At 68.1% G+C, this 20,934-nt stretch carries 22 protein-coding genes; 5 read left to right on the forward strand and 17 right to left on the reverse strand.

Annotation, left to right across the window (positions count from 1 at the left end):
* Positions 1 to 71: 71 nt before the first annotated feature.
* Positions 72 to 284, forward strand: a complete 213-nt coding sequence (locus tag MAA8898_RS25775) for a hypothetical protein (protein ID WP_141194824.1) — start codon at positions 72 to 74, stop codon at positions 282 to 284.
* A 12-nt stretch (positions 285 to 296) separates the two neighbouring features.
* Here MAA8898_RS25775 and MAA8898_RS10090 read toward each other — a convergent pair whose 3' ends face one another.
* The 3 genes from MAA8898_RS10090 to MAA8898_RS10100 all read right to left on the reverse strand — a co-directional run bounded on the left by MAA8898_RS10090 (position 297) and on the right by MAA8898_RS10100 (position 2,834).
* Positions 297 to 1,397 (reverse strand): hypothetical protein, encoded by a 1,101-nt coding sequence (locus MAA8898_RS10090; protein ID WP_094020893.1) that lies wholly within the window; start codon positions 1,395 to 1,397, stop codon positions 297 to 299.
* A 104-nt stretch (positions 1,398 to 1,501) separates the two neighbouring features.
* Complete coding sequence (locus tag MAA8898_RS10095; protein ID WP_094020894.1) at positions 1,502 to 1,993, reverse strand: pilus assembly protein N-terminal domain-containing protein; 492 nt, start codon at positions 1,991 to 1,993, stop codon at positions 1,502 to 1,504.
* A 112-nt stretch (positions 1,994 to 2,105) separates the two neighbouring features.
* Entirely contained in the window at positions 2,106 to 2,834 is a 729-nt protein-coding gene (locus tag MAA8898_RS10100) for a vWA domain-containing protein (RefSeq protein ID WP_245853347.1), read from the reverse strand.
* Positions 2,835 to 2,959: 125 nt separating this feature from the next.
* Here MAA8898_RS10100 and MAA8898_RS10105 point away from each other — a divergent pair, with 125 nt between their 5' ends.
* Entirely contained in the window at positions 2,960 to 3,895 is a 936-nt protein-coding gene (locus MAA8898_RS10105) for an aldo/keto reductase (protein ID WP_094020895.1), read from the forward strand.
* Between the two features lie 12 nt (positions 3,896 to 3,907).
* Here MAA8898_RS10105 and MAA8898_RS10110 read toward each other — a convergent pair whose 3' ends face one another.
* Together MAA8898_RS10110 and MAA8898_RS10115 are read right to left on the reverse strand one after the other, a co-directional pair.
* Positions 3,908 to 4,576 (reverse strand): nitroreductase, encoded by a 669-nt coding sequence (locus tag MAA8898_RS10110; RefSeq protein WP_094020896.1) that lies wholly within the window; start codon positions 4,574 to 4,576, stop codon positions 3,908 to 3,910.
* Positions 4,573 to 5,649: a CaiB/BaiF CoA transferase family protein gene (locus MAA8898_RS10115; protein WP_094020897.1), complete on the reverse strand. Its 1,077-nt coding sequence runs from the start codon at positions 5,647 to 5,649 to the stop codon at positions 4,573 to 4,575. The genes MAA8898_RS10110 and MAA8898_RS10115 overlap by 4 nt, the downstream gene beginning before the upstream one ends.
* Before the next feature lie 305 nt (positions 5,650 to 5,954).
* Here MAA8898_RS10115 and MAA8898_RS10120 point away from each other — a divergent pair, with 305 nt between their 5' ends.
* Complete coding sequence (locus MAA8898_RS10120) at positions 5,955 to 8,396, forward strand: ligase-associated DNA damage response DEXH box helicase (RefSeq protein ID WP_094020898.1); 2,442 nt, start codon at positions 5,955 to 5,957, stop codon at positions 8,394 to 8,396.
* A gap of 3 nt (positions 8,397 to 8,399) precedes the next feature.
* Here MAA8898_RS10120 and MAA8898_RS10125 read toward each other — a convergent pair whose 3' ends face one another.
* On the reverse strand, positions 8,400 to 8,696 hold the full coding sequence (locus tag MAA8898_RS10125) for an antibiotic biosynthesis monooxygenase family protein (protein ID WP_094020899.1): 297 nt from the start codon (positions 8,694 to 8,696) through the stop codon (positions 8,400 to 8,402).
* A 134-nt stretch (positions 8,697 to 8,830) separates the two neighbouring features.
* Here MAA8898_RS10125 and pdeM point away from each other — a divergent pair, with 134 nt between their 5' ends.
* Positions 8,831 to 9,505: a ligase-associated DNA damage response endonuclease PdeM gene (gene pdeM, locus MAA8898_RS10130; protein WP_094020900.1), complete on the forward strand. Its 675-nt coding sequence runs from the start codon at positions 8,831 to 8,833 to the stop codon at positions 9,503 to 9,505.
* Here the strand turns inward: pdeM and MAA8898_RS10135 are convergent.
* A complete protein-coding gene (locus tag MAA8898_RS10135) occupies positions 9,498 to 9,773 on the reverse strand; it encodes a hypothetical protein (RefSeq protein ID WP_094020901.1) in 276 nt (91 codons plus the stop codon). The genes pdeM and MAA8898_RS10135 overlap by 8 nt on opposite strands.
* Before the next feature lie 123 nt (positions 9,774 to 9,896).
* Here MAA8898_RS10135 and MAA8898_RS10140 point away from each other — a divergent pair, with 123 nt between their 5' ends.
* Positions 9,897 to 10,319 carry a PaaI family thioesterase gene (locus MAA8898_RS10140; RefSeq protein ID WP_094020902.1) on the forward strand — a complete coding sequence of 141 codons (423 nt, stop codon included), beginning with the start codon at positions 9,897 to 9,899 and terminating at the stop codon, positions 10,317 to 10,319.
* Positions 10,320 to 10,323: 4 nt separating this feature from the next.
* Here MAA8898_RS10140 and MAA8898_RS10145 read toward each other — a convergent pair whose 3' ends face one another.
* The 10 genes from MAA8898_RS10145 to pal form a co-directional block, all read right to left on the reverse strand.
* Positions 10,324 to 11,217 (reverse strand): NAD-dependent epimerase/dehydratase family protein, encoded by an 894-nt coding sequence (locus tag MAA8898_RS10145; protein WP_094020903.1) that lies wholly within the window; start codon positions 11,215 to 11,217, stop codon positions 10,324 to 10,326.
* A 172-nt stretch (positions 11,218 to 11,389) separates the two neighbouring features.
* Positions 11,390 to 12,283, reverse strand: coding sequence for a bifunctional methylenetetrahydrofolate dehydrogenase/methenyltetrahydrofolate cyclohydrolase FolD (gene folD / locus MAA8898_RS10150; protein ID WP_094020904.1), 894 nt, complete (start codon positions 12,281 to 12,283; stop codon positions 11,390 to 11,392).
* Positions 12,280 to 12,594 carry a chorismate mutase gene (locus MAA8898_RS10155; protein ID WP_245853348.1) on the reverse strand — a complete coding sequence of 105 codons (315 nt, stop codon included), beginning with the start codon at positions 12,592 to 12,594 and terminating at the stop codon, positions 12,280 to 12,282. The genes folD and MAA8898_RS10155 overlap by 4 nt, the downstream gene beginning before the upstream one ends.
* Before the next feature lie 130 nt (positions 12,595 to 12,724).
* Complete coding sequence (locus MAA8898_RS10160) at positions 12,725 to 14,401, reverse strand: formate--tetrahydrofolate ligase (protein WP_094020905.1); 1,677 nt, start codon at positions 14,399 to 14,401, stop codon at positions 12,725 to 12,727.
* Positions 14,402 to 14,709: 308 nt separating this feature from the next.
* Positions 14,710 to 15,297 carry an MOSC domain-containing protein gene (locus tag MAA8898_RS10165; RefSeq protein ID WP_094020906.1) on the reverse strand — a complete coding sequence of 196 codons (588 nt, stop codon included), beginning with the start codon at positions 15,295 to 15,297 and terminating at the stop codon, positions 14,710 to 14,712.
* A 61-nt stretch (positions 15,298 to 15,358) separates the two neighbouring features.
* A complete protein-coding gene (locus MAA8898_RS10170; RefSeq protein ID WP_094020907.1) occupies positions 15,359 to 16,153 on the reverse strand; it encodes a methyltransferase domain-containing protein in 795 nt (264 codons plus the stop codon).
* Positions 16,150 to 18,072 carry an ATP-dependent zinc metalloprotease FtsH gene (gene ftsH / locus MAA8898_RS10175; RefSeq protein WP_094020908.1) on the reverse strand — a complete coding sequence of 641 codons (1,923 nt, stop codon included), beginning with the start codon at positions 18,070 to 18,072 and terminating at the stop codon, positions 16,150 to 16,152. The genes MAA8898_RS10170 and ftsH overlap by 4 nt, the downstream gene beginning before the upstream one ends.
* Before the next feature lie 78 nt (positions 18,073 to 18,150).
* On the reverse strand, positions 18,151 to 19,533 hold the full coding sequence (gene tilS, locus MAA8898_RS10180) for a tRNA lysidine(34) synthetase TilS (RefSeq protein WP_094020909.1): 1,383 nt from the start codon (positions 19,531 to 19,533) through the stop codon (positions 18,151 to 18,153).
* Positions 19,487 to 20,272 (reverse strand): tetratricopeptide repeat protein, encoded by a 786-nt coding sequence (locus MAA8898_RS10185; protein WP_094021202.1) that lies wholly within the window; start codon positions 20,270 to 20,272, stop codon positions 19,487 to 19,489. The genes tilS and MAA8898_RS10185 overlap by 47 nt, the downstream gene beginning before the upstream one ends.
* Positions 20,273 to 20,320: 48 nt before the next feature.
* Entirely contained in the window at positions 20,321 to 20,839 is a 519-nt protein-coding gene (pal, locus tag MAA8898_RS10190; protein ID WP_094020910.1) for a peptidoglycan-associated lipoprotein Pal, read from the reverse strand.
* Between the last annotated feature and the right edge of the window lie 95 nt (positions 20,840 to 20,934).

Consider the following 20,934-nt stretch of genomic DNA (forward strand, 5'->3'; position numbering starts at 1 on the left):
AATGACATTCTTGGCGAGATCAATTCCGACTGTGCCAACTTCGAACATGGATGGCTCCTCCAGTTGGGACAATGACACCCCATCATGGCGCATCGCGACGCCGGGAGCAGGAGCCATCCACACCATCAATCGAGATGGCGTTCTCGAAGCTCAAGGCGCTGATCAGGAAAGCTGCTGCACGAACCTACGATCAACTATGGGCGGCTGTCGGACACGTCTGCGGCCTCTTCTCCGACGAGGAGTGCTACAACGACTTCAAGGCAGCCGGATATGAGGCCGATTGATCGCGAAACGCTCTAGCGGCGCGGCAGGTCTGCCAGCGCTGTCGCCCCGTCCAGCAGCGCATAATGCGGCATATCGACCGTCGCCAGGGCCTGTCCAAGGCCGTCTTCGACCTCTTTCCACACCTGTTCGACGGTCTGCCTGGAGTCCACCTGCTGCAAGCCCATCCGGATCGTCGGCGGCTCGGCCCCACCGTTGATGTAAGCCGGTGCCGTGTTGAAATCCCTGGCCTGCTGCAGGTAGAAGCCGAAGTCGCTGTCGCCGATCACGCAGAGGTATTGCGACCGCTGCTCGACGTCCATCCGGACCACCCAGGTCGCTGCGTTGATGTATTTGACCCGCTCACCTGTCACCGCCCCGCGCCGCAGCAGGGTCAGGTGGTGGGCGGCATCGTCCAGCGTCACGTCGACGCCGCGCTGCACCAGCCAGGCGTTTTCGCACAGGTGAACGAGGTTCGCCGTCAGGATCTTTTCCGGCGCGCGCACCGCCGAGACCAGGACATTGGACATCAGCGCCTCGGCCAACGTGGTGATATGGAACATCCTGTCGCCCGGCGTCTCGAGGATGCGCGCGTAGAGAAAATCGTTCAGCGCCCCTGCGCTGTCCTGCGTGGTCAGCTTGATGTCGAACAGCCCCTCGGCCGATTTCAGCGCGATGCGAAACGCCTGCTCGACCTGTTCCGCCGGGTAGCTGCCCCCCTCGGGCAAATCCAGCCGGGGCGCGTGAAAACCCAGCAAGGCCCCCGGCTCGATGCTGCGCGACGGAATGCGGGCCGGCGCCGTTCCCATTGTGACACCGCCGCCCAGCCAGGCGATGGCGCAGGCGGATTCGCAGATATCGCCGCTCAGCACGCGGGTGTGCATCTGCCTGGACCAGATCACGTCGAACATCTTGATGCCTTCGGGCAGCGACCCGCCCGGGCTGTTCAGGCACAGCGAGGCCCCGGCCGATCCAAAGGTGTCAAGCTCCGCCACCTTGCCGGCGTCGCCCGGTTCCAGACGGCCTTCGAACTTGTAGGTGCATTCGGAAAACATGTCGCCTTGGGTCGTGATCTCGCCTGCCTCGACCGTCGCAGCGGTCAGGGCAATGGCTGCCAGCACTGTCGCAAGCTTCATCAAATCGGCCTTTCCAAAATCCTGTTGAGCGCCCACCATAGGCAGGTCGGTGGCGCAGGACCATGAAAGATCAGGCAGATGTGCCCGGGCGATGCCGCCCGACCTCAGCAGTCGCCGACATCGGACAGGATGACATATCCCCAGGCCTGCAACTGCGCGGTCACGCCGTCGACCGCCGCCCGTGCCCGCGCGCCACCGGCGCAGCCGGCCAGCGTGACCACCGCACCGTCGCGCGCCAGCGTGACATCCGTGACGGAGGACAGGAAAGCCTGCATCGGCGCGGTGTCACGGTAGACCGCGACCCGGACATGCCGGGCGTCCACGGGGGTCGTGCCCGAGATCAGCGTCAGCGTGGTCACCCCCACCGATTTGCCCAGCACATAGACCAGGGTGTCCGACAGCGTGGCGATATCGGCGATCTCCGGGTCCGCGATCGACAGTTCCCTGAAGGGATCGACAAAGCTGGCGGTCACGGCGGATGAGACTTCGACCTCGAGCACATCCTTCGCCTTGGTGACGATCATCCCGGCGTCCTGTGCGGCGACGGGCAGCGCGGCACACAGCAGCACGGCAAGCGGGGCAAGGCGAAATCTCATGTCAAATCCTCCGTGAAACGAACACGGTCCCGGGTCGGGACGGCCAATGCCAGAAGACTGCCACGGGCGGGGTCCTCGGCAAAGCACGGTGTGCCGGGGAAGGATCGCGCGCTCAGCGCAGCCGAACGACCGATTGCCCCAAAATCGATCCCATGACCGTGCAGCCCAGCGTCAGCTGCAACGCGCCGATCAGCTCATCCACCGTCTCGGCGCGGACGTATTTGCCGCCGGTCTCGTCCGCGAGGCAGCGCGCGACGGTCGTCGCCTCCGGATCGTCCGGTCGGGACCAGTCGAAATGGTCGCCCCGCACCTTGAAGCCGATCACGTGCACGGTCAGCCAGGGCGCAATGGCCGCGATCTCGGCGGCCAGCTGGCAGGGCGCGCCGCCGCAGGTCTCCTTGCCGTCGGTCACGACGACCACGGTGCCGGGCGTGTCCCTGTAGTGCAGCGCCTCGGCCGCCCGCTTGACGCTTTCGGTCAGCGAGGTGCCGCCCGCCGGGTTCAGCGCCTCCACATCGGCCAGGATGCGCGGCGCGGCCTGCCACATCGGCGAAAAGCGCAGGTCGGTGTTGACGCAGGTGCGGTCGCCGAAGGGGCCGTAGATCACCAGCCCCAGCCGGCGCTGCGCCGCGATCCGGGGGATGACCCGCTGCATCGCCAGCCGCGCTTCGGAGATGCGCGGCACGCCGATGGCGTTGTAGCCGATCTCGGCCATGGAGCCCGAGCCGTCAAAGACGATCATCGCGTCCTCGGTACAGCTTTCACCCGCGCTGCCGACCAGCGGCAGGGCCAGCGCCGCGCCAAACGCGGCAAGTCCGGCAAGGCGGGGGAGAAGGTGCATCGGAGCGGCTCCTTTCCCCACCAGCATGGCACCGGTCTGCCCGCCTGTCGAGATTCCTGTCACCCCGCCCCGCCGGGTGGCGGAAACCCCTTTGCGCCATGCTGTGCCCGTGGCACTGTCGCGCCATGACCCTGACCACGCTTTCGGGCGCGACGCCCGCCCGCTTTGCCTTTGGCTGCATGCAGTTCGGTGGCCGCGCCTCCGAACCCGACAGCCGCGCCATGTTCGAGGCCTGCCGCGCCTCGGGCATCACCCATTTCGACACCGCCCATGTCTACACCGGCGGCGAGTCCGAGCGTATGCTGGGCCGCTTTGCCGCTGCCGAGCGCGACAGCCTCTTCATCGCGACCAAGGCGGGCTACGAGGGTGGGGCCAGCCGCGACAACATCCTGACCACCTTCGACGACAGCCGGCGGCGGCTGGGCATGGAGGTGATCGACCTCTTCTACATGCACCGCTGGGACGATGGCACGCCGCTGGAGGAAACCTTCGAGACGCTGGCCGGGCTGCAATCGGCGGGCCACATCCGCCATATCGGCGTGTCCAACTACGCCGCCTGGCAGGTGATGAAGGCGCAATGCGTCGCCGCGCGCCTGGGCACGCGGATCGACGTGATCCAGCCGATGTACAACCTGGTCAAGCGGCAGGCCGAGGTCGAGCTCTTGCCGATGTGCACGGCGGAAGGCATCGTCCCGGTGCCCTATTCGCCCCTGGGTGGCGGGCTGTTGACCGGCAAATATGCCAGCGGCGGCACCGGCCGGCTGATCGAGGACGAACGCTATGCCGCCCGCTACGGCCGCCCCGAGATGCACGACAGCGCCCGCGCGCTGAGTGAGCTGGCGGCCGAGCTGGGCACCCAGGCGGCGACGCTGGCGGTGGCCTGGGTCGCGGCGCACCCTGCCCGGCCCGCGCCGATCCTGTCGGCCCGCAACGCGGCGCAGCTGGCGCCCTCGCTGGCGGCCATGTCGTTGACGCTGGACCCGACGCTCTACGCCCGGCTCTCCGCCCTCAGCGCGACACCGCCCCCGGCGACCGACCGGCTGGAGGAGGCGGGTGGCTGAACCCGCGCAGGCTCAGCGCCAGTCCACCACCTCGTCCAGCCCCGCGCGCGTTGTGCGGTAGCTGTTGGCCGGGTGATCGGGATCGGCGTAACCGAAGGCCACCGCGCACACGAGGTCGCGGTCCTCGGCGATGCCGTAGCGCGCGCGGACAAAGGGCGCAAAGCTGGCCACCGCCGCCATCGCGATGCTGGCGACGCCGCGCGCCTGCAACGCCAGCATCACCGCCATCACGTAGGCCCCGCAGTCGAGCACGCCGTAGGCGCCCAGGTCCTTCGGCGTGGTGACCAGCAGGCAGTTGGGCGCGCCGAACAGGCGGAAGTTCTCGCGCATCTGCCGCCCCGAGGCTGCGCGGTCGCCCTTCTGCACGCCGACGGCGTCGTAGAGCTGCCAGCCACAGGCACGGCGCCGCTCCTTGTAGATGCCTTCGTAGCGCAGCGGAAAGGGGATGTCGCTCTGGTGCGTTGCGGTCTCGGCATTGGCGGAGAGGGCCGTGGCAAAACCGGCCGTTTCCTCCGGTGACAGGGCGATCACCTGCCAGGGTTGCACGTTGTTCCAGGAGGCCACGTGCTGCGCATCGGCCAGCGCGTCTTCGATCACGTCGCGCGGCACCGGGTCGGGCATGAACCCCCGGCAGGAAAACCGCGCCTTCAGCAGCGCGGCAAATGTCTCGGCCTCGGTCATAGCCACCCTTTCTCTCTCAACTCCCGCAGGATCGCCGCGCCGTCGTGTCCCGGGTCCGGCACCGGCCCCGGCACGGACACCGCACCGTCAAAGCGCGGCGCGGGCAGCGCGGCGCCCGCCCCGTGTCCGCGCGCCACCATATGCGGATCGCGCGCCGCCTCGTCCGGGCTGAGCACCGGGGCGACGCAGGCATCGCTGCCGTCAAACTGTGCTGCCCAATGATCGCGGCTCTGCCCGGCGAAGATCCCGGCCAGCCGTGCGGTCAGGACCGGCCACTGCGCCGTGTCGAACTGCCGGGCAAAACCCGGATCGTCGCCCAGCCCCAAGGTGTCGAGGAACTGGGCGTAGAACTTCGGCTCGAGGCACTGCACCGCCATATGTCCGCCGCAGGCACAGACGTAGCAGCGTGACCAGTGCGGCCCGTCCAGCAGCGACCGCCCCCGCGCGCCGGTGTCGAACTGCGGCCCCAGCGAGCGCAGCAGCGCCATCATGTGCTGTGCGCCATCGACGATGGCAGCATCCACCACGGTGCCGCGCCCGGTCGCCCGCGCCTGCACCAACCCCGCCAGCAACCCCACGGTGAGATAGAGCGCCCCTGCCCCGATGTCGCCCAGCAGAGTCGGCGGCACGCCGGGCACCTGACCCGGCAGCCCGGCGTAGAACAGGGCGCCCGACAGGCCGAGGTAATTGAGGTCATGCCCCGCCTGGCGCGCCTTGGGCCCGTGCTGGCCCCAGCCGGTCATCCGGCCGTAGACCAGGCCCGGGTTCAGCGCCCGGGTATCGTCGGGGCCCAGGCCCAACCGCTCCATCACGCCGGGGCGCAAACCTTCGATCAGGCCGTCGGCGCTGCGGATCAACGCGCGGGCGGTGTCCAGGTCGGTGGGGGCCTTGAGATCGAGCGCGATTGCCCGTTTGCCGCGATCCAGCAGGCGCGGACCCTGCTTGGCCGGATTGGTCTCGCCGCCCTTGCGCTGGATCACGATCACCTCGGCGCCGAGATCGGCCAGGTGCATGGCAGCGAAGGGCGCCGGTCCCAAGGCTTCGAATTCGACGATGCGGATGCCTGTTAGCATGTCCGTCCTCCCCGGCGGCAGGAAACCGGATGGCGGCGGGAAAGGAAAGAGGTGTTGCGCCGCCTGCGGCGTCGCCCGGGGGCGCGCGGCTGACGCCGCGCGCGGGGGCTCCGCCCCCTTGGCCTGCGGCCAATTCCCCCCGAGGTATTTGAGAAACCAAAGAAGCCTGATGCCTGGCGGGACGAAGCCAGGTGTCACCACGTCCAGTTTCTTTGGTTTGACAAATACCTCGGGGAGCGCGAGGGGCTGGCCCCTCGCTTGCCGTGCCTGTTTTTCTTTTGCCCCTGCCGGGTTATGTCTCGGCCATGGCGACACTTCCCTCTTCCTTGCAGGACTGGTTCGACACGCGCGGCTGGCGGATGCACCCGCACCAGCGCGCGATGCTGGCGCGGGCCGAGGCGTCCGCGCTGCTGCTGATCGCTCCCACCGGCGGCGGCAAGACGCTGGCCGGGTTCCTGCCGACCCTGGCGGAGCTGACCGCAGCGCCGCGTGGCGGGCTGCACACGCTCTACATCTCGCCGCTGAAGGCGCTGGCCGCCGACATCCGGCGCAACCTGCTGATCCCGATCGAGGAGGCGGGTCTGCCGATCCGGGTCGAGGACCGCACCGGCGACACCCCCGCCAGCCGCAAGCGGCGGCAGCGCGCCGATCCGCCGCACATCCTGCTGACCACGCCGGAAAGCCTGGCCCTGCTGACCTCCTACGAGGATGCGCCGCGCATGTTCGCCGGGCTGCAACGGGTCGTTGTGGACGAGATCCACGCGCTGTCGGAAAGCAAGCGCGGCGACCAGCTGATGCTGGCGCTGGCGCGGTTGCAGGCGCTGTGCCCGGGGCTGCGCCGGGTCGGCCTGTCCGCCACGGTGGAGGATCCGGGCGCCATCGCGCGTTTCCTGTCGCATCGCGGGGCGCCCTGCGAGATCCTCGAGGCCGATCCCGGCCCGGATCCCGATATCTCGATGCTGGTCACCGAGGAGGCGCCGCCCTGGTCCGGCGGCGGGGCGGCCTATTCCATCCCGGCGGTGCTGGAGCAGGTCAAGCGCCATCGCACCACGCTGATCTTTCATAACACCCGCGCGCAGGCGGAAATCTACTTTCACAACCTCTGGCTGGCCAACGAGGACGCGCTGCCGATCGGCATTCACCACGGCTCGCTCGACCGTGGCCAGCGGGAAAAGGTGGAGGCCGCCATGGTCGCCGGGCAATTGCGGGCGATCGTCTGCACCGGCAGCCTCGACCTTGGCATCGACTGGGGCGACGTGGACCTGGTGATCCAGGTTGGCGCGCCGAAGAACGTCAAGCGGCTGGTGCAACGGATCGGGCGCGCCAATCACCGCTACAACGCGCCGTCAAAGGCGATCCTGGTGCCGGCAAACCGTTTCGAGGTGGTCGAATGCCTGGCAGCACTTGAAGCGGTCAAGGCGCATGACCTGGACGGCGACCCGCGCGGACCGGGGCCACGCGACGTGCTCTGCCAGCACATCCTGATCGCCGCCGCCTCGGGGCCCTTTGACGCCGATGCGCTGTATGAGGAAATGCGCGGCGCGGGGGCCTATGCGGGACTGACGCGGGCGCAGTTCGATGCCTGCCTCGACTTCTGCGCCACCGGCGGCTACGCGCTGCGCGCCTACGACCAGTGGAAGCGTTTGCAGCAGCGCCCTGACGGGAAATGGCGGCTGCGCGACCCGCGCTCGGCCCTGCGCATCCGCCAGAACATTGGCACGATCCAGGACACCGACACGCTGAAGGTGAAGTGGCGCGGCCGCGGTGGCGCCCCGCTGGGCGAGATCGAGGAAGGCTTTGCCGCCTCGCTGACCAAGGGCGACACCTTTCTGATCGGCGGGCAGATCGTGCGCTACGAGGGGCTGCGCGAGCTGACCGTCGAGGTCACCCGCGACCCGGGGCGCAAGCCCAAGATCGCCACATTCATGGGCACCAAGTTTTCCACCTCGACGCAGCTGTCGGACCGCATCCTGCGGATGTTCCGGCAGGACGACTGGCCCGACCTGCCGCCCCACACAGCCGAGTGGCTGCGCCTGCAACGCCGGGTGTCGCGCCTGCCGGAGCCGGGGCGCCTGCTGGTCGAGAGTTTCCCGCACGACGGGCGGCAGCAGCTGGTGGTCTACGGCTTTGCCGGGCGCAACGCGCAGCAGACGCTGGGCCTGCTCCTGACCAAGAGGATGGAGGAAATGGGGCTGGCGCCGATGGGCTTTGTCGCCACCGACTATGCCACGCTGATCTGGGGGCTGGATGCGGTGACCGACCCTGCGCCGCTGTTCGACCTTGTGGCGCTGGAAGCAGGGCTGGACAGCTGGCTGGCGGGCAACGCGGTGATGAAGCGGACGTTCAGGGCCTCGGCCACCATCGCCGGGCTGATCGAGCGGCAGGTGGGCGGGCAGCGCAAGACCGGGCGGCAGGCGACCATGTCGTCGGACATCCTCTATGACACGCTGCTGAAATACGATCCCGACCACCTGCTGATGCAGATCACCCGCGAGGAAGCGATGCGCGGGCTGGTGGACTTTGCCCGCATCCGCGAGATGTGCCAGCGCGTCGGCGACCGCATCGACCACCTGCGCCTGTCGCGGGTCACGCCGCTGGCCGCGCCGCTGTTCCTGGAACCGGGCCGCGTGCCGGTGCGGGGGTCCGCCGACGAACGGCTGATGGAAGAGGAAATCACCCGGCTGCTGGACGAAAGCGGGCTGGCGCAGGTCGAGGTCAAGCCGCGCGCCTGGCGGGTGCCGTTCTAGGTCTCAGGCGTCGACAAGGTCGTAGTGGCGGATCAGGCGGTGGGCGACGAGGTCCTCCTCCTCCGGGGCGATGTGGGCGGAGGTGTAGTCGTCCCCGACAAAGGCCTTGAGGCTGTCGAGATCGCGCCAGACCATGACGAGGCTGAAGTCGCCCGGGCTGTCCGGCCGCGCCGCGCCCGGAAGAACCTGCACCACGCCGTCGGTTTCGCGGATCAGCGGGATGGCGATTTCGTGGAAGAACCGGGCAAACTCGGCCTCCTTTCCGGGGCGGACCGAGACCTGGAAAATGCGCATGATCATGGCGGCGCTCCTTCGATGTGGGGTGCGCGACAGGACGGGCCGGGTTCGGCGCGCCTGGGGCACAGGTCCAGCATAACACAGTCGGGGCGCTCCGGGGGCTTGCCGATGCGGCGCGCAGGTGTCAAGAACACAGCATGAACACCCACGCCTTCACCTTTCACGGGGCCGAGTTGCGCACCCTGCCCTCGGGCGCGTTGCACTGGCCGGACCAGAGCCTGCTGGTGGTGTCGGACCTGCACCTGGGCAAATCCGCCCGTCTTTCGGCCGTGGGCGGCGCGCAGCTGCCGCCCTACGAGACGCGCGAGACGCTGCACCGGCTGGACGCCGACCTGGCGGCGACCGGGGCGCGGCGGGTGATCTGCCTCGGCGACAGCTTTGACGCGCCCGGGATAGACGCCGTCCTGCCCGAGGACGACCTGACCTGGCTGACCCGCCTGCAGGCCGGGCGCGACTGGACCTGGATCGCGGGCAATCACGATCCCGCCCCGGTGACGCTGAAAGGGCATCACCGGGCCGAGCACCGGGAGGCGGCGCTGGTCTTTCGCCACATCGCCACACCGGAGGGACAGGCCGAGGTGTCGGGCCACTATCACCCCAAGGCGCGGCTTTGCGCCCGGGGACGGAGCCTGACCCGGCCCTGTTTCCTGGTGGACGAGGTGCGGCTGATCCTGCCGGCCTATGGCGCCTACACCGGCGGGCTGTCCTGCGACAGCCCGGTGCTGTCGGCGCTCATGGGGGCCACGGCCCGGGCGATCCTGACCGGCGCCCGCCCCGTGGCCATCCCGATGCCGCGCCGGGCGCTTACCTGACGGCGCGCACCAGCGGCACCATCGCCAGTGGCAGCAGCGCCAGGCCAGCCAGGCCGATGCGCGACGCCGTGGTCATCGGCTCCCCCAGTCCATAGGTGACCAGGCCGACCCCGGCCGGGACGATGGCGACCAGCGACATCCCCACAACTGAGGCAAACAGCTGCCCCCGAAGCCAGGCGGGCGAGGTTTCGCGGTGATGGAGGAAAGAGGCAAGAGTGTAGAGCGCAAAGGCCGCGAAAAGGGCGATGACGCCCTCAAGCAGGAACATGTCGATTCTCCGTTGATCGACGGGCGTGCCGCACGATGCGGGCGCGCTGTCAGATATTGGCATGCCCGCATGCCGCCGCAAGAGGCTCTTGTAGAGCCGCGCGGCAGCAGGCAAGTCTTTGCCATGGACCTGGAAACCCGCATCCGCACGAATCTCGCCCGGCAGGGCATGCTGGTCACGCTTGGCGCGCGGCTGACCCGCGTCGAACCCGGGCTGGTCGAGATCGAGGCGCCCATCGGCCCAAAGGTGTCGCAGCAGCAGGGCTATGCGCACGGCGGGCTGGCCTTTTGCATCGGTGACAGCGCGGCCGGGTATGCGGCGGTGACGATGCTGGACGCCGACAGCGACGTGGTGACCTCGGAAATGGCGATCCACTTTCTTGCGCCGGGCCTGGGAGAGCGCCTTGTCGCACGCGGCACGGTGATCAAGCCGGGCAAGCGGATGCTGGTCACGCAGGCCGATGTCTACGCGCTCCGCGACGGGGCCGAGACCCATATCGCCCGCCTGACCGGCACCATGGTCCGCGTGCCGCTGCGGGAGGGCTGAGGCCCTACGCGGGATCCTCCAGGTACATCCGCCAGCTGTGCGCGGGACGAAACCCCAACATCTCGCGCGCCTTGCGGTTCGAGTAAAAGGTCTCGGTCTCGCCGACCTCGCAGACCGGGATGCCCTGGTAGTAGCGCGCGATCAGCTCGGATGAGGTCAGCGCCACGGAATGATCGTCGTTCGAGACGTTGAACACCTGGTAGCCCAGCCCGTCGGTGGCAAGGCAGCAGTCGACCATCTGGCCCAGGTCGCGCGCGTCGATATAGGCAAAAATATTGCGCCGCCGCAGCGACGGATCGGCCATGTAGGCGGGGAAATTCTGCGCATACTCGTGCGGCTCGATCACGTTGTTGATCCTGAGACCGTAGATGTCGAACCCCGTGCGGCGCTGAAAGCTGCGCGCCGTCGCCTCGTTGCAGACCTTGGACATGGCATAGCTGTCCTCGGGCACGGTCGGGTGGTCCTCGTCGATGGGCAGGTAGTCGGGCTTTCGCTCGCCATTGGCGAAGCAGACGCCATAAGTGGTCTCGGACGAGGCAAAGACGATCTTGCGCACGCCGAATTTCACCGCCGCGTCGATGACGTTGTAGGTGCCTAAAGTGTTGACCCGGTAACACTCGTTGTCCGAGGTGATCAGGATGCGCGGGACAGCGGCGAAATGCACCACGGCGTCAAAGCGTGGCATCCCGGTGCCGGGTTCCAGTTCATCGAGACCGGCATAGCTGCTCATGACGTCGTACATCTGGCCGGCGTCGGTGATGTCGGCGATGCGATTGTCGACGCCCGGCAGGTCCAGCGGCACCCGGTCGACATTCAGGACGCGGTGCCCCTGCTGCACAAGGTAGGCGACCGCGTGCCGCCCCGCCTTGCCCGATCCGCCGGTGAACAGAATACGCATGCCTTCGGTCCTATGTTGTTGCTGACCGACTGTGCCCTGAATTCCTGGCGGGGAAAAGCGTGTCGCGCTTTGGGATGGATGAGAGCGGGCGCTGCCCCCTCTTGGCCCCGGACCAGGTCCGGGACCAATTCACCCCCGGGATATTTCCGACCAGAAGAAACCGCTGGCGCCCTCAGGCGGTCAGCCCTTCGGGTTCCGCCAGCCCGTTCGCCCGGCAGCAGGCTGTCAGCGTGTTGGCCAGCAGGCAGGCGATGGTCATCGGCCCGACACCGCCCGGCACCGGGGTGATCGCGCCCGCGACCTCAGCGCAGCTGTCATAGTGGCAGTCGCCGACCAGCCGGGTCTTGCCGTCGCCTGCGTCGACGCGGTTGATGCCCACGTCGATCACCGTGGCACCCGGCTTGATCCAGTCGCCCGGCACCATCTCGGGGCGGCCCACGGCGGCCACGACGATATCGGCGCGGCGCACCACGTCGGGCAGGTCTTTCGTGCGCGAATGGGCGATGGTCACGGTGCAACTGTCGCCCAGCAACAGCTGCGCCATCGGCTTGCCCACGATGTTGGACCGGCCGATCACCACCGCGTCCATGCCGGAGAGCGACCCGTGGTGGTCGCGCAGCATCATCAGGCAGCCCAGCGGCGTGCAAGGCACCATGGATTTCTGCCCGGTCCCCAGCAGGCCGACGTTCGAGATGTGAAAGCCGTCCACGTCCTTGGCCGGGTCAATCGCGTTGATCACCAGGTCTTCGTCCAGGTGTTTCGGCAGCGGCAGTTGCACGAGGATACCATGCACCGCCGGATCGCTGTTCAGCTTGTCGATCAGCGCAAGAAGCTCTGCCTCGGAGGTGTCGGCCTCCAGCTTGTGCTCGTAGGAGTTCATGCCGACCTCGACGGTCATCTTTCCCTTGGAGCGGACGTAGACCTGGGACGCCGGGTCCTGCCCCACGAGCACCACGGCCAGTCCCGGGGTGATGCCGTTTTCTTCTTTCAGCCGTGCCACGTGGCCCGCCACTTTTGCCCGGACCGTCGCCGCAAAGGCCTTGCCGTCAATCACCGTCGCGCTCATCCGTCAATCCCTTCCTTGCCGATCACCCGCTCTTCGCGGGCAATCACCGCCTCGATCATGATCCGCCACATCGCCTCGGCCAGGTCCGGATCCAGCCCACGCGCGCGGGCCTTGTCCCGCACGTTGGCCAGCACCGCCTCGACCCGGCGCGGGGCGCGCGCCGCGATGCCCTCACGCGCCTTGAGGTCCGGGGCGCGGTCGGTGTAGCGCTCGCGTTCGGCCAGCAGCGTGACCAGTTCGCTGTCGATCTGGTCGATGCAGACCCGCAGGCCTGCCATGGTTTCGATCTTGTCAGGGGCGGGACGCGCCATCTGTGTACCTCTTCACAACCAGGACCTGCCCCCTATCCGACACGGCGCCGCCCGGATCAAGCGCGCCCTGAGGGACGGCGGGCGGGGCGCCTTTGCCGCAAGGCAAACAGCGTCCGCCCCCGTCCCGGTCTCAGAACAGCCCTTCGATCAACCCATCCTCGTTCAGGCGGATCGTCTCTGCCGCCGGCACGCGGGGCAGGCCCGGCATGGTCATGATCTCGCCGCAGACCACCACCACGAAACCGGCCCCGGCCGAAAGCCGCACCTCGCGCACCGGGATCGAGAAGCCGGTGGGCGCGCCGCGCCGGTTGGGGTCGGTGGTAAAGGAATACTGCGTCTTGGCCATGCAGACCGGCAGCTTGCCATACCCCTGCTCTTCCCAGGCCTTCAGCTGCGCACGGACCGACCCGTCCATCGTGACGCTGTCGGCGCGGTAGATTTCCTTGCAGACGGTCTCGATCTTCTCGGCCAGCGACAACTCGTCACCGTAGAGCGGGCGATAGTCGGCCGAGCCGGCTTCGCACAGTTCGACCACCTTCTTCGCGGTCTCGGTGATGCCCGCGCCGCCTTCGGCCCAATGGGTGTTGAGGATCGCGTCGACGCCCAAGCCGGCGCAATAGTCTTTGATCGCCTGCACCTCGGCATCGGTATCGGTGAAGAAGTGGTTGATGCCCACCACCGCCGGCACGCCGAACTTCTTCATGTTCTCGATGTGGCGGCCGAGGTTGGCACAGCCCGCCTTGACCGCGTCCACGTTCTCGGCCCCCAGGTCGGCCTTGGCGACGCCGCCGTTCATCTTCATCGCCCGCACGGTGGCGACGATGACCACGGCGGCGGGCTTCAGCCCGGCCTTGCGGCACTTGATGTCCATGAACTTCTCGGCGCCCAGGTCGGCACCAAAACCGGCCTCGGTCACCACGTAGTCGGCCAGTTTGAGCGCGGTCGTCGTGGCGATGACCGAGTTGCAGCCGTGCGCGATGTTGGCAAAGGGACCGCCGTGCACGAAGGCGGGGTTGTTTTCCAGCGTCTGCACCAGGTTCGGCTGCATCGCGTCCTTGAGCAGCACGGTCATCGCGCCTTCGGCCTTGATGTCGCGGCAGAACACCGGGGTCTTGTCGCGGCGGTAGGCCACGATCATGTCGCCAAGCCGCTTTTCCAGGTCCTTTAGGTTCTTTGCCAGGCACAGGATCGCCATGACCTCGGAGGCCACGGTGATGTCAAAACCGTCCTCGCGCGGAAACCCGTTGGCCACGCCGCCCAGCGACGAGGTGATCTGGCGCAGCGACCGGTCGTTCATGTCGACGACCCGGCGCCAGACCACGCGGCGCTGGTCGATGTCCAGCGCGTTGCCCCAGTAGATGTGGTTGTCGATCATCGCCGACAGCAGCGAATGCGCCGAGGTGATGGCGTGGAAGTCGCCGGTGAAGTGGAGGTTCATCTCCTCCATCGGCACGACCTGCGCCTTGCCGCCCCCGGCCGCGCCGCCCTTCATGCCGAAATTCGGGCCCAGCGAGGCTTCGCGGATGCAGATCACTGCCTTCTTACCGATCTTGTTCAGACCGTCGCCCAGGCCCACGGTGGTGGTCGTCTTGCCCTCGCCTGCCGGGGTCGGATTGATCGCGGTGACGAGGATCAGCTTGCCGTCGGGGCGGCCTTGCACGCTGTCGATGAAGGATTGCGAAACCTTGGCCTTGTCGTGACCATAGGGCAGCAGGTGTTCGGACGGGATGCCCAACACGTCGCCGATCGCCTGGATCGGTTTCTTGTTGGCCTCGCGGGCGATTTCGATGTCGGACTTGAATGCCATCTTGGTGTTGTTCCCGTTGCGGATGGTTTCGCGGTGCCCAAGCCATAGCGGTCTCCGACCCGCGTCGCGAAAGCGAATCCGACATAATGAGACGGAACTGCGGCGCGGCCGTCCGGTTGGCGGCGCATTGCGCCGTGCATCGGAAACCGCAGCGGTCCACCGGCCCGGCCGGATCACCGTCCGCGCCCGGATATCGTTGCGCTGTCCTGACCTTGCAACACGACCCTGCGTAACGCAACCCGGGCGCACGATCCGCCAGGGGCGCAAATTTTTCCGGGAAAAATTTCGCCCGGCCCGGCCGTTGCGCCTCAGGTTTCGGGCCGCCAGGCGCGTTGGTCGGGGAGGTGCAGGGTGAGCACGTCCCCCACCGCCACGCGGCCCTCGCGGGCGACCGAGGCGGTGACGCCGCGGCGGCCTTCGGCGGCGCGCTTGAAACCCTTGCCCTTGCCCGGCTCCACCGCCTCGATGCTGCGCGCCGGGAACTGGCAGGGGCGATTCTGCATGTCGACCATGACCGTCGCCCCCGAGGGCGCCTGAAGGCGCGACGAGGGCGGCAGGTGGCTGAAGTCGGGCAATCCGCGCAGGACCATCGTGGCGCCCAGCCGCGCCGGGTCGATGCGCGCCAGCCCCAGGGCCGCCGCGATCTGCGCCAGTTCCTCTTCGCTGACGATGCTCAGCTGGCGTTCGTTGCGGATCTCGGTGCCGCGTTTGTACTGCGCCGTCACGCGCGAACAGGAGGGCCGCGTGGCGCCTTCGTGCACCGATCCCGTGATGCCGGCAAAGGTCAGGTCGAGCGCCGCGCGCGTCTCAGCCACCAATTCCTTGCGGTCGGCGCTGGTGACGATGCCCAGCCAGGTGACCGTGGCCGTCAGATTCGTGGGTTTCAGTGCGGGCATGGGTTTTCCCGGCGCCGGGCCGTAGGTTTGGCGGGGCGCCTGCGCACTCGCGCGCCCGGTGTCACCGCCCGCCCCGTTGCAGCGTGAAGAACAGCCGCCGGATCGGGAACAGCGCCCCGCCGTTGGCAGACAGCGGATAAGCGCGGTCGATCAGATCGTCATAGGCCCGGATCAGCCGGTCGCGCTCTGTCTGCGGCAGGGCATCGAGGATCGGGCGCGCATAGGTGGCTTCGGTGTAGCGGCGGACCGGGTGGCCCTGCTCGCTGGGCGGAAGCATCTGGAAATACTCGGTTTCCCAGAGGTTCACCTCGCCCAGCGTTTCGAGCAGGTGGAAATACTGCGCCGGCAACAGGACCTCGGGCAGGTGCAGCCCCTTGAGGCAGCCGCCGCACAACTCGTCCGCCAGGGTGCGCCAGAGCCGATGCGAAGGCGCGTTGTTCTGGTGCGGCACCTGCACCGCCAGCGTGCCACCCGGCGTCAGCGCCTGCGCCAGCCGTGTCAGCAGCGCGTCATGGCCGGCGACCCAGTGCAGCGCCGCGTTGGAAAAGATCAGCGCGGGCGCTGCCTGCGGGCGCCATTCGGCGATGTCGCAGTCCGTCAGCCTGTCATAAAGGCCCAGCGCCTCGGCCTCGCGCATCATGGCGGGCGACAGGTCGACCCCGATCAGCTGCCGGTCGCGCGCCGCACCGGCGCGCAGGGCTTCGGCCGCGGCACCCGAGCCGCAGCCGAGGTCCACCACGTCGCCGGGGGGCAGGTCACCGACCCGGGACAGCAGGTCAAGCGCGGGGCGCAAACGATGACCCCGGAACCTGCTGTAGGTCCCGGGGTCCCAATCGTGCTGTCCAGTGCCGCTCATGCGGAGGGTTCGGGTTCCAGCCCGCCTTCGCCTGCCGGCTTGTTCTTGGCCTTGGTCTTGGGGATCGCGGTCAGCGAAGGCGTCTCTTCCTTGACCGATCCCGAGCCGCGGTCGTCGTCGCCGGCATGCGGGTTCTCGCCACGGATCACGCGCTCGATCTCCTCGCCGGTCAGGGTCTCGTACTCCAGCAGGCCCTGCGCCAGCCGTTCCCAGTCGTCCTTGCGTTCGGTCAGGATCTGGTAGGCGCGGTCATAGCCGTTCTGGACGAATGTCTTGACCTCTTCCTCGATCAGTTCCTTGGTGTGCGCGGACACCGACAGGCCGGCGGTGTTGCCCTGGTAGCCCTCGTGCGCCTCGGCGTAGTCGATGTTGCCCACCTTGTCGGACATGCCCCAGCGCAGCACCATGGCGCGCGCCAGCGCGCTGGCCTGCTGGATGTCGCCGGCCGGGCCGTTCGACACGTTCTCGGCGCCGTACTTGATGATCTCGGCCGCCTTGCCCGCCATGGTCATGGCCAGCTTTTCCTCGCACTCGGACTTGTGCCAGTTCAGGCGGTCGATTTCCGGCAGCGACACCACCATGCCCAGCGCGCCGCCGCGCGGGATGATCGTGGCCTTGTAAACCGGGTCGCACTGCGGCAGCGACAGGCCGACGATGGCGTGGCCGGCCTCGTGGTAGGCGGTCTTTTCCTTCTGCTCATCGGTCAGGACCATGCTGCGGCGCTCGGCGCCCATCATGACCTTGTCCTTGGCGTTCTCGAAATCCTCCATCGTGACAAACCGCCGACCCACGCGGGCCGCCATCAGCGCGGCCTCGTTCACGAGGTTGGCGAGATCCGCACCGGAGAAGCCGGGCGTACCGCGCGCGATGATGCGCAGATCGACATCCGGGCCCAGCGGGGTCTTGCGGGCGTGCACGCCCAGGATCTTTTCGCGGCCCTTGATGTCGGGGTTGGGCACCGTCACCTGGCGGTCGAAACGGCCGGGGCGCAGCAGCGCCGGGTCAAGCACGTCGCGCCGGTTGGTGGCGGCGACGATGATCACGCCCTCGTTGGCCTCGAAACCGTCCATCTCGACCAGCAGCTGGTTCAACGTCTGTTCGCGTTCGTCGTTGCCGCCGCCGTAACCCTGGCCACGGGCGCGGCCCACGGCGTCGATCTCGTCGATGAATACGATGCAGGGCGCGTTCTTTTTCGCCTGTTCGAACATGTCACGGACGCGGCTGGCACCGACGCCGACGAACATTTCCACAAAATCCGAGCCGGAGATGGTGAAGAACGGCACACCCGCCTCACCCGCGATGGCCCGCGCCAGCAGCGTCTTACCCGTGCCCGGAGGGCCGACCAGCAGCGCGCCCTTGGGGATCTTGCCGCCGAGGCGGCTGAATTTCTGCGGGTTGCGCAGGAATTCGACGATTTCCTCCAGCTCTTCCTTGGCCTCGTCGATGCCGGCCACGTCGTCAAATGTCACGCGGCCGTGCTTTTCGGTCAGCAGCTTGGCCTTGGACTTGCCAAAACCCATCGCCCCGCCTTTGCCGCCGCCCTGCATCCGGTTCATGAAGTAGATCCACACACCGATCAGCAGCAGGAAGGGCAGCAGGCTGAGCAGGAAAGACTGGAAGCCGGACTGTTCCTGCTGTTCGGCCCGCATGGGCACGTTGTTGTCCAGCAGCAGGGTGGTGATCTCGGCGTCCTGCGGCTTGATCGCGACAAAGTCCTGCCCGTCGGTCGTGCGGTAGCGCACCTGTTCGCCGTCGATGGTGGCGGAACTGACGTTCTGCGTCTCCACCGCGCGGACAAAGTCGGAATAGCTGACCTCGCGGCTTTGCAGGGTGTTGCCCCCGCCCGAGAACAGGTTGAAGAGCGCCAGGATCAACAGGAACAGGACGACCCAAAAGGCGATGTTTCTCGCGTTACCCAAGGGGGGAACTCCTTTGAAAGCTTTCGTGCGGTGTAGCACAGCGTGTTACGAGGTAACATAGACATCGGCGCCCCGGCTTCAATGCGACAGCAGGAAGTCCGAAAAAACCTTGGAGAGGAGCGTCGACGTGCCGCCCGGCCCGATGCCCAACGCATCGCAGGCCAGCAGGGTGTCGCCCTGCCAGAGCGCCGGCAGGCTGCGGGCGCTGGCATGGGGCGGTGCACCCGCCGGTTTCTCGGCGACCTGTTGCCAGCCCGCGTCGCCCAGCGTGCGGACCTCGACCCCTTCCATGTCGTGGAACGCCTGCGCCGAGACTCGCCAGCGCGTGTCCCATATGCCCATCGGGGTGGCCAGGTCCTGCACCGCCTTCAGCTCCCGGAACACGCGCAACTGGGCGCGTTCCATCCGCGCCTCGCATCCCAGCAGTGTGCCGCCGCCGCCACCCAGCAGCCGGTCCAGCAGCGCCTCGAGCGGTTCGGCGCGGGGGCGGTAGGCGTCCGAGGCGATCCATTGCAGCGCCGCCGCCAAGAGGCGCAGCTGCGTTTCGCGCCCCGCCGCCTCGAACCCGGTGCGATCCATCAGCAATTCGCCGGTCGGAGCAACACCGGCGCGGCCCTCCTGCCCGATCTCCTGCCAGACCTGCCAAGCCTGTTGGCGCAGGCTGTCTCGGGCGCGGGCCATGCGCCGGGCGGTGGCGGCGAGGGTGGTATTGTCCAGCCCGAGGCCGGACAGCAGCTCCTGCGCCCGGCGCACGCGCACGCGCGCGTAGGCGGGATCATCATTCGACGGGTCCTCGACCCAGCGGCCATGCAGCGTGCGCAGGTAATGGCGCAGATCGGCCCGGGCCATGTCCAGGCAGGGCCTGAGCAGGCGAAACCCTTTGGCACGGTCGGGGTCAGAGGGCGGACAGGCGCCAGTGATCTCGCCATCGACCTCCGTATCCGGAAACACCCGCCGCTCGGCCGCCATCGCCGCGAGGCCGTCCACCCCCGACCCGCGCGCCAGCCGCAGCAGGAAGGTCTCGGCCACATCGTCCAGGGTATGCGCCATCAGCACCGCGTCGATCCCGCCGCGCCAGCGGTCGATCAGCGCCAGACGGGCGCGCCGTGCCGCGTCCATCTTGTTGCCGGTGCCATCCCAGTGCCAGCGCAGCGTGGCATGCGGCCAGCCCAGCGCGGCACATTCCTCGGCCACCATCGTCGCCTCGGCGGCACTTTCGGGCCGCAGACCATGGTCGACCGTGACCACCCACAGCCGCACACCCCAGACGCGTGTCCAGTTGTGCGCCAGATACAGCATCGCCATGCTGTCGCCGCCACCGGAGACGGCCAGCGCGATGTCGGACGGGAAATCGGGGCCCAGAAGCTGCCCCATCGCTTCGGCAAACCGCGAGTCGAGCCCCGAAGGGCCCGGCTCACTGGCAGCCAAACTCGTTCCAGCTGGCCTCGGCACGGCTGACATAGTCCGACTGCGGATACCGCGCGCCAACCTCGCCCAGCGTCACGCAGGCCTCGGGGACAGAGCCCAGCGCGGCCAGTGTCACCCCCAGCCGCCACAGCGCCTCGGGCGCGACGGGACTGTCGGGAAAGCCGGAGTAGGCCGACAGGTAGCGGCGGGCCGCCTCGCGGGTGTCGCCCAGCGACTCCAGCGCGCGACCCTCACCCAGAAGGGCTGCGGGCTCCAGCGGTCCCATGGGGTAGGTCTCGCGGAACTGGCCGAACAGCATCTGCGCGCTGGCGAAATCGCCCTGGTCCAGCGCGGCCTGGGCCTCGCGGAAATCGGCCTCTTCGCTGACCGCCAGCTGCCCCTGGAAGGGCAGCGCGTCGGTCGCGGGCGCGGGCGCCGGCGCGGCTGCCGGAGCGGCCGGCACGGCGCCTCCGCCCAGCGGGTCCGACTGCGCCAGCTTGCCGATGTCGCAGCCGGGATCCAGCTCGCAGATGCGGAACTGAAGGTCGCCCAGCCGGTTGGAGCCGTCCTCGACCACCTGGCCAATGCGGAACTCCAGTTCCTCGGTCTTGGCGGTGACGCGTTGCAAGGCGCTCTCGATGGCGTTGAGCCGGTCCAGCGCCGACCCGCCCAGCGTCACCGACGGCCCGCCGGTGGTGTTCAGTTCCGAGCGCAGCTTGCGCAGTTCCACCGTCAGCACCGCGAGGTCCTGCTTGATGTCGGCCAGCGTCTGGTCCTGCTGCGCGGCGACCATGCCGCCGGCAAACAGGCAGACGCTGAGGAGCAGACCCCGAAGCACCCGTCAGCCCGTCAGGCTGGAGGCCGAGATCACCGTCACGGCGCGGCGGTTCTTGGCGTAGCACGCCTCTTCCGAGCAGATCTCGACCGGGCGTTCCTTGCCGTAGCTGATGAACTTGAGCCGGCCCTGCGAGATGCCGCGCGACGTCAGGTACTCCATTACGGCATTGGCCCGGCGGGCGCCCAGCGCGATGTTGTACTCGCGGGTGCCCTGCTCGTCGGCGTGGCCTTCGATGATGGCGAGGTAGTCGGGGTTCTGCATCAGCCAGTTGGCCTGGCCGTCCAGCACCGTGCGCGCCTCGGGCGTCAGAGTGGACTGGTCGACGGCGAACAGCACGCGGTCGCCGACGCGCGCCTGGAAATAGGCGATCGAGGTCGGATCGTCGATGCTGCCCGGCGCGTAGCTGTCCGGTCCGCTAGCCGCGCGGGTGGCGCTCGGATCGTTGCCGAAACGGCTGGGGCTGGTGCAGGCCGCGGTGGCCAGCGCCGCAGCGATCAGTAGGGCCGTGGAGAGGTGTCTCATTGTTCCGTTCCTGCTCTTGTTGTTAACACGATGTTTACCACAAGGCGCCCGCGAGGGGAATTGACGTTAAGAGGAGTCGAGCCCGGGAAACACCC

The sequence above is a fragment of the Antarctobacter aquimaris genome, from assembly GCF_900184945.1.
Taxonomy (GTDB): Bacteria; Pseudomonadota; Alphaproteobacteria; order Rhodobacterales; family Rhodobacteraceae; genus Maliponia; species Maliponia aquimaris.

Bases quoted from the DNA above. Each gene is read 5' to 3' on its own strand.
- MAA8898_RS25775 (WP_141194824.1), top strand. From the start codon at position 72: ATGACACCCCATCATGGCGCATCGCGACGCCGGGAGCAGGAGCCATCC.
- MAA8898_RS10090 (WP_094020893.1), bottom strand. From the start codon at position 1,397: ATGAAGCTTGCGACAGTGCTGGCAGCCATTGCCCTGACCGCTGCGACG.
- MAA8898_RS10095 (WP_094020894.1), bottom strand. From the start codon at position 1,993: ATGAGATTTCGCCTTGCCCCGCTTGCCGTGCTGCTGTGTGCCGCGCTG.
- MAA8898_RS10100 (WP_245853347.1), bottom strand. From the start codon at position 2,834: ATGCACCTTCTCCCCCGCCTTGCCGGACTTGCCGCGTTTGGCGCGGCG.
- MAA8898_RS10105 (WP_094020895.1), top strand. From the start codon at position 2,960: ATGACCCTGACCACGCTTTCGGGCGCGACGCCCGCCCGCTTTGCCTTT.
- MAA8898_RS10110 (WP_094020896.1), bottom strand. From the start codon at position 4,576: ATGACCGAGGCCGAGACATTTGCCGCGCTGCTGAAGGCGCGGTTTTCC.
- MAA8898_RS10115 (WP_094020897.1), bottom strand. From the start codon at position 5,649: ATGCTAACAGGCATCCGCATCGTCGAATTCGAAGCCTTGGGACCGGCG.
- MAA8898_RS10120 (WP_094020898.1), top strand. From the start codon at position 5,955: ATGGCGACACTTCCCTCTTCCTTGCAGGACTGGTTCGACACGCGCGGC.
- MAA8898_RS10125 (WP_094020899.1), bottom strand. From the start codon at position 8,696: ATGATCATGCGCATTTTCCAGGTCTCGGTCCGCCCCGGAAAGGAGGCC.
- pdeM (WP_094020900.1), top strand. From the start codon at position 8,831: ATGAACACCCACGCCTTCACCTTTCACGGGGCCGAGTTGCGCACCCTG.
- MAA8898_RS10135 (WP_094020901.1), bottom strand. From the start codon at position 9,773: ATGTTCCTGCTTGAGGGCGTCATCGCCCTTTTCGCGGCCTTTGCGCTC.
- MAA8898_RS10140 (WP_094020902.1), top strand. From the start codon at position 9,897: ATGGACCTGGAAACCCGCATCCGCACGAATCTCGCCCGGCAGGGCATG.
- MAA8898_RS10145 (WP_094020903.1), bottom strand. From the start codon at position 11,217: ATGCGTATTCTGTTCACCGGCGGATCGGGCAAGGCGGGGCGGCACGCG.
- folD (WP_094020904.1), bottom strand. From the start codon at position 12,283: ATGAGCGCGACGGTGATTGACGGCAAGGCCTTTGCGGCGACGGTCCGG.
- MAA8898_RS10155 (WP_245853348.1), bottom strand. From the start codon at position 12,594: ATGGCGCGTCCCGCCCCTGACAAGATCGAAACCATGGCAGGCCTGCGG.
- MAA8898_RS10160 (WP_094020905.1), bottom strand. From the start codon at position 14,401: ATGGCATTCAAGTCCGACATCGAAATCGCCCGCGAGGCCAACAAGAAA.
- MAA8898_RS10165 (WP_094020906.1), bottom strand. From the start codon at position 15,297: ATGCCCGCACTGAAACCCACGAATCTGACGGCCACGGTCACCTGGCTG.
- MAA8898_RS10170 (WP_094020907.1), bottom strand. From the start codon at position 16,153: ATGAGCGGCACTGGACAGCACGATTGGGACCCCGGGACCTACAGCAGG.
- tilS (WP_094020909.1), bottom strand. From the start codon at position 19,533: ATGTCAGCCGTGCCGAGGCCAGCTGGAACGAGTTTGGCTGCCAGTGAG.
- MAA8898_RS10185 (WP_094021202.1), bottom strand. From the start codon at position 20,272: ATGGTCGCCGCGCAGCAGGACCAGACGCTGGCCGACATCAAGCAGGAC.
- pal (WP_094020910.1), bottom strand. From the start codon at position 20,839: ATGAGACACCTCTCCACGGCCCTACTGATCGCTGCGGCGCTGGCCACC.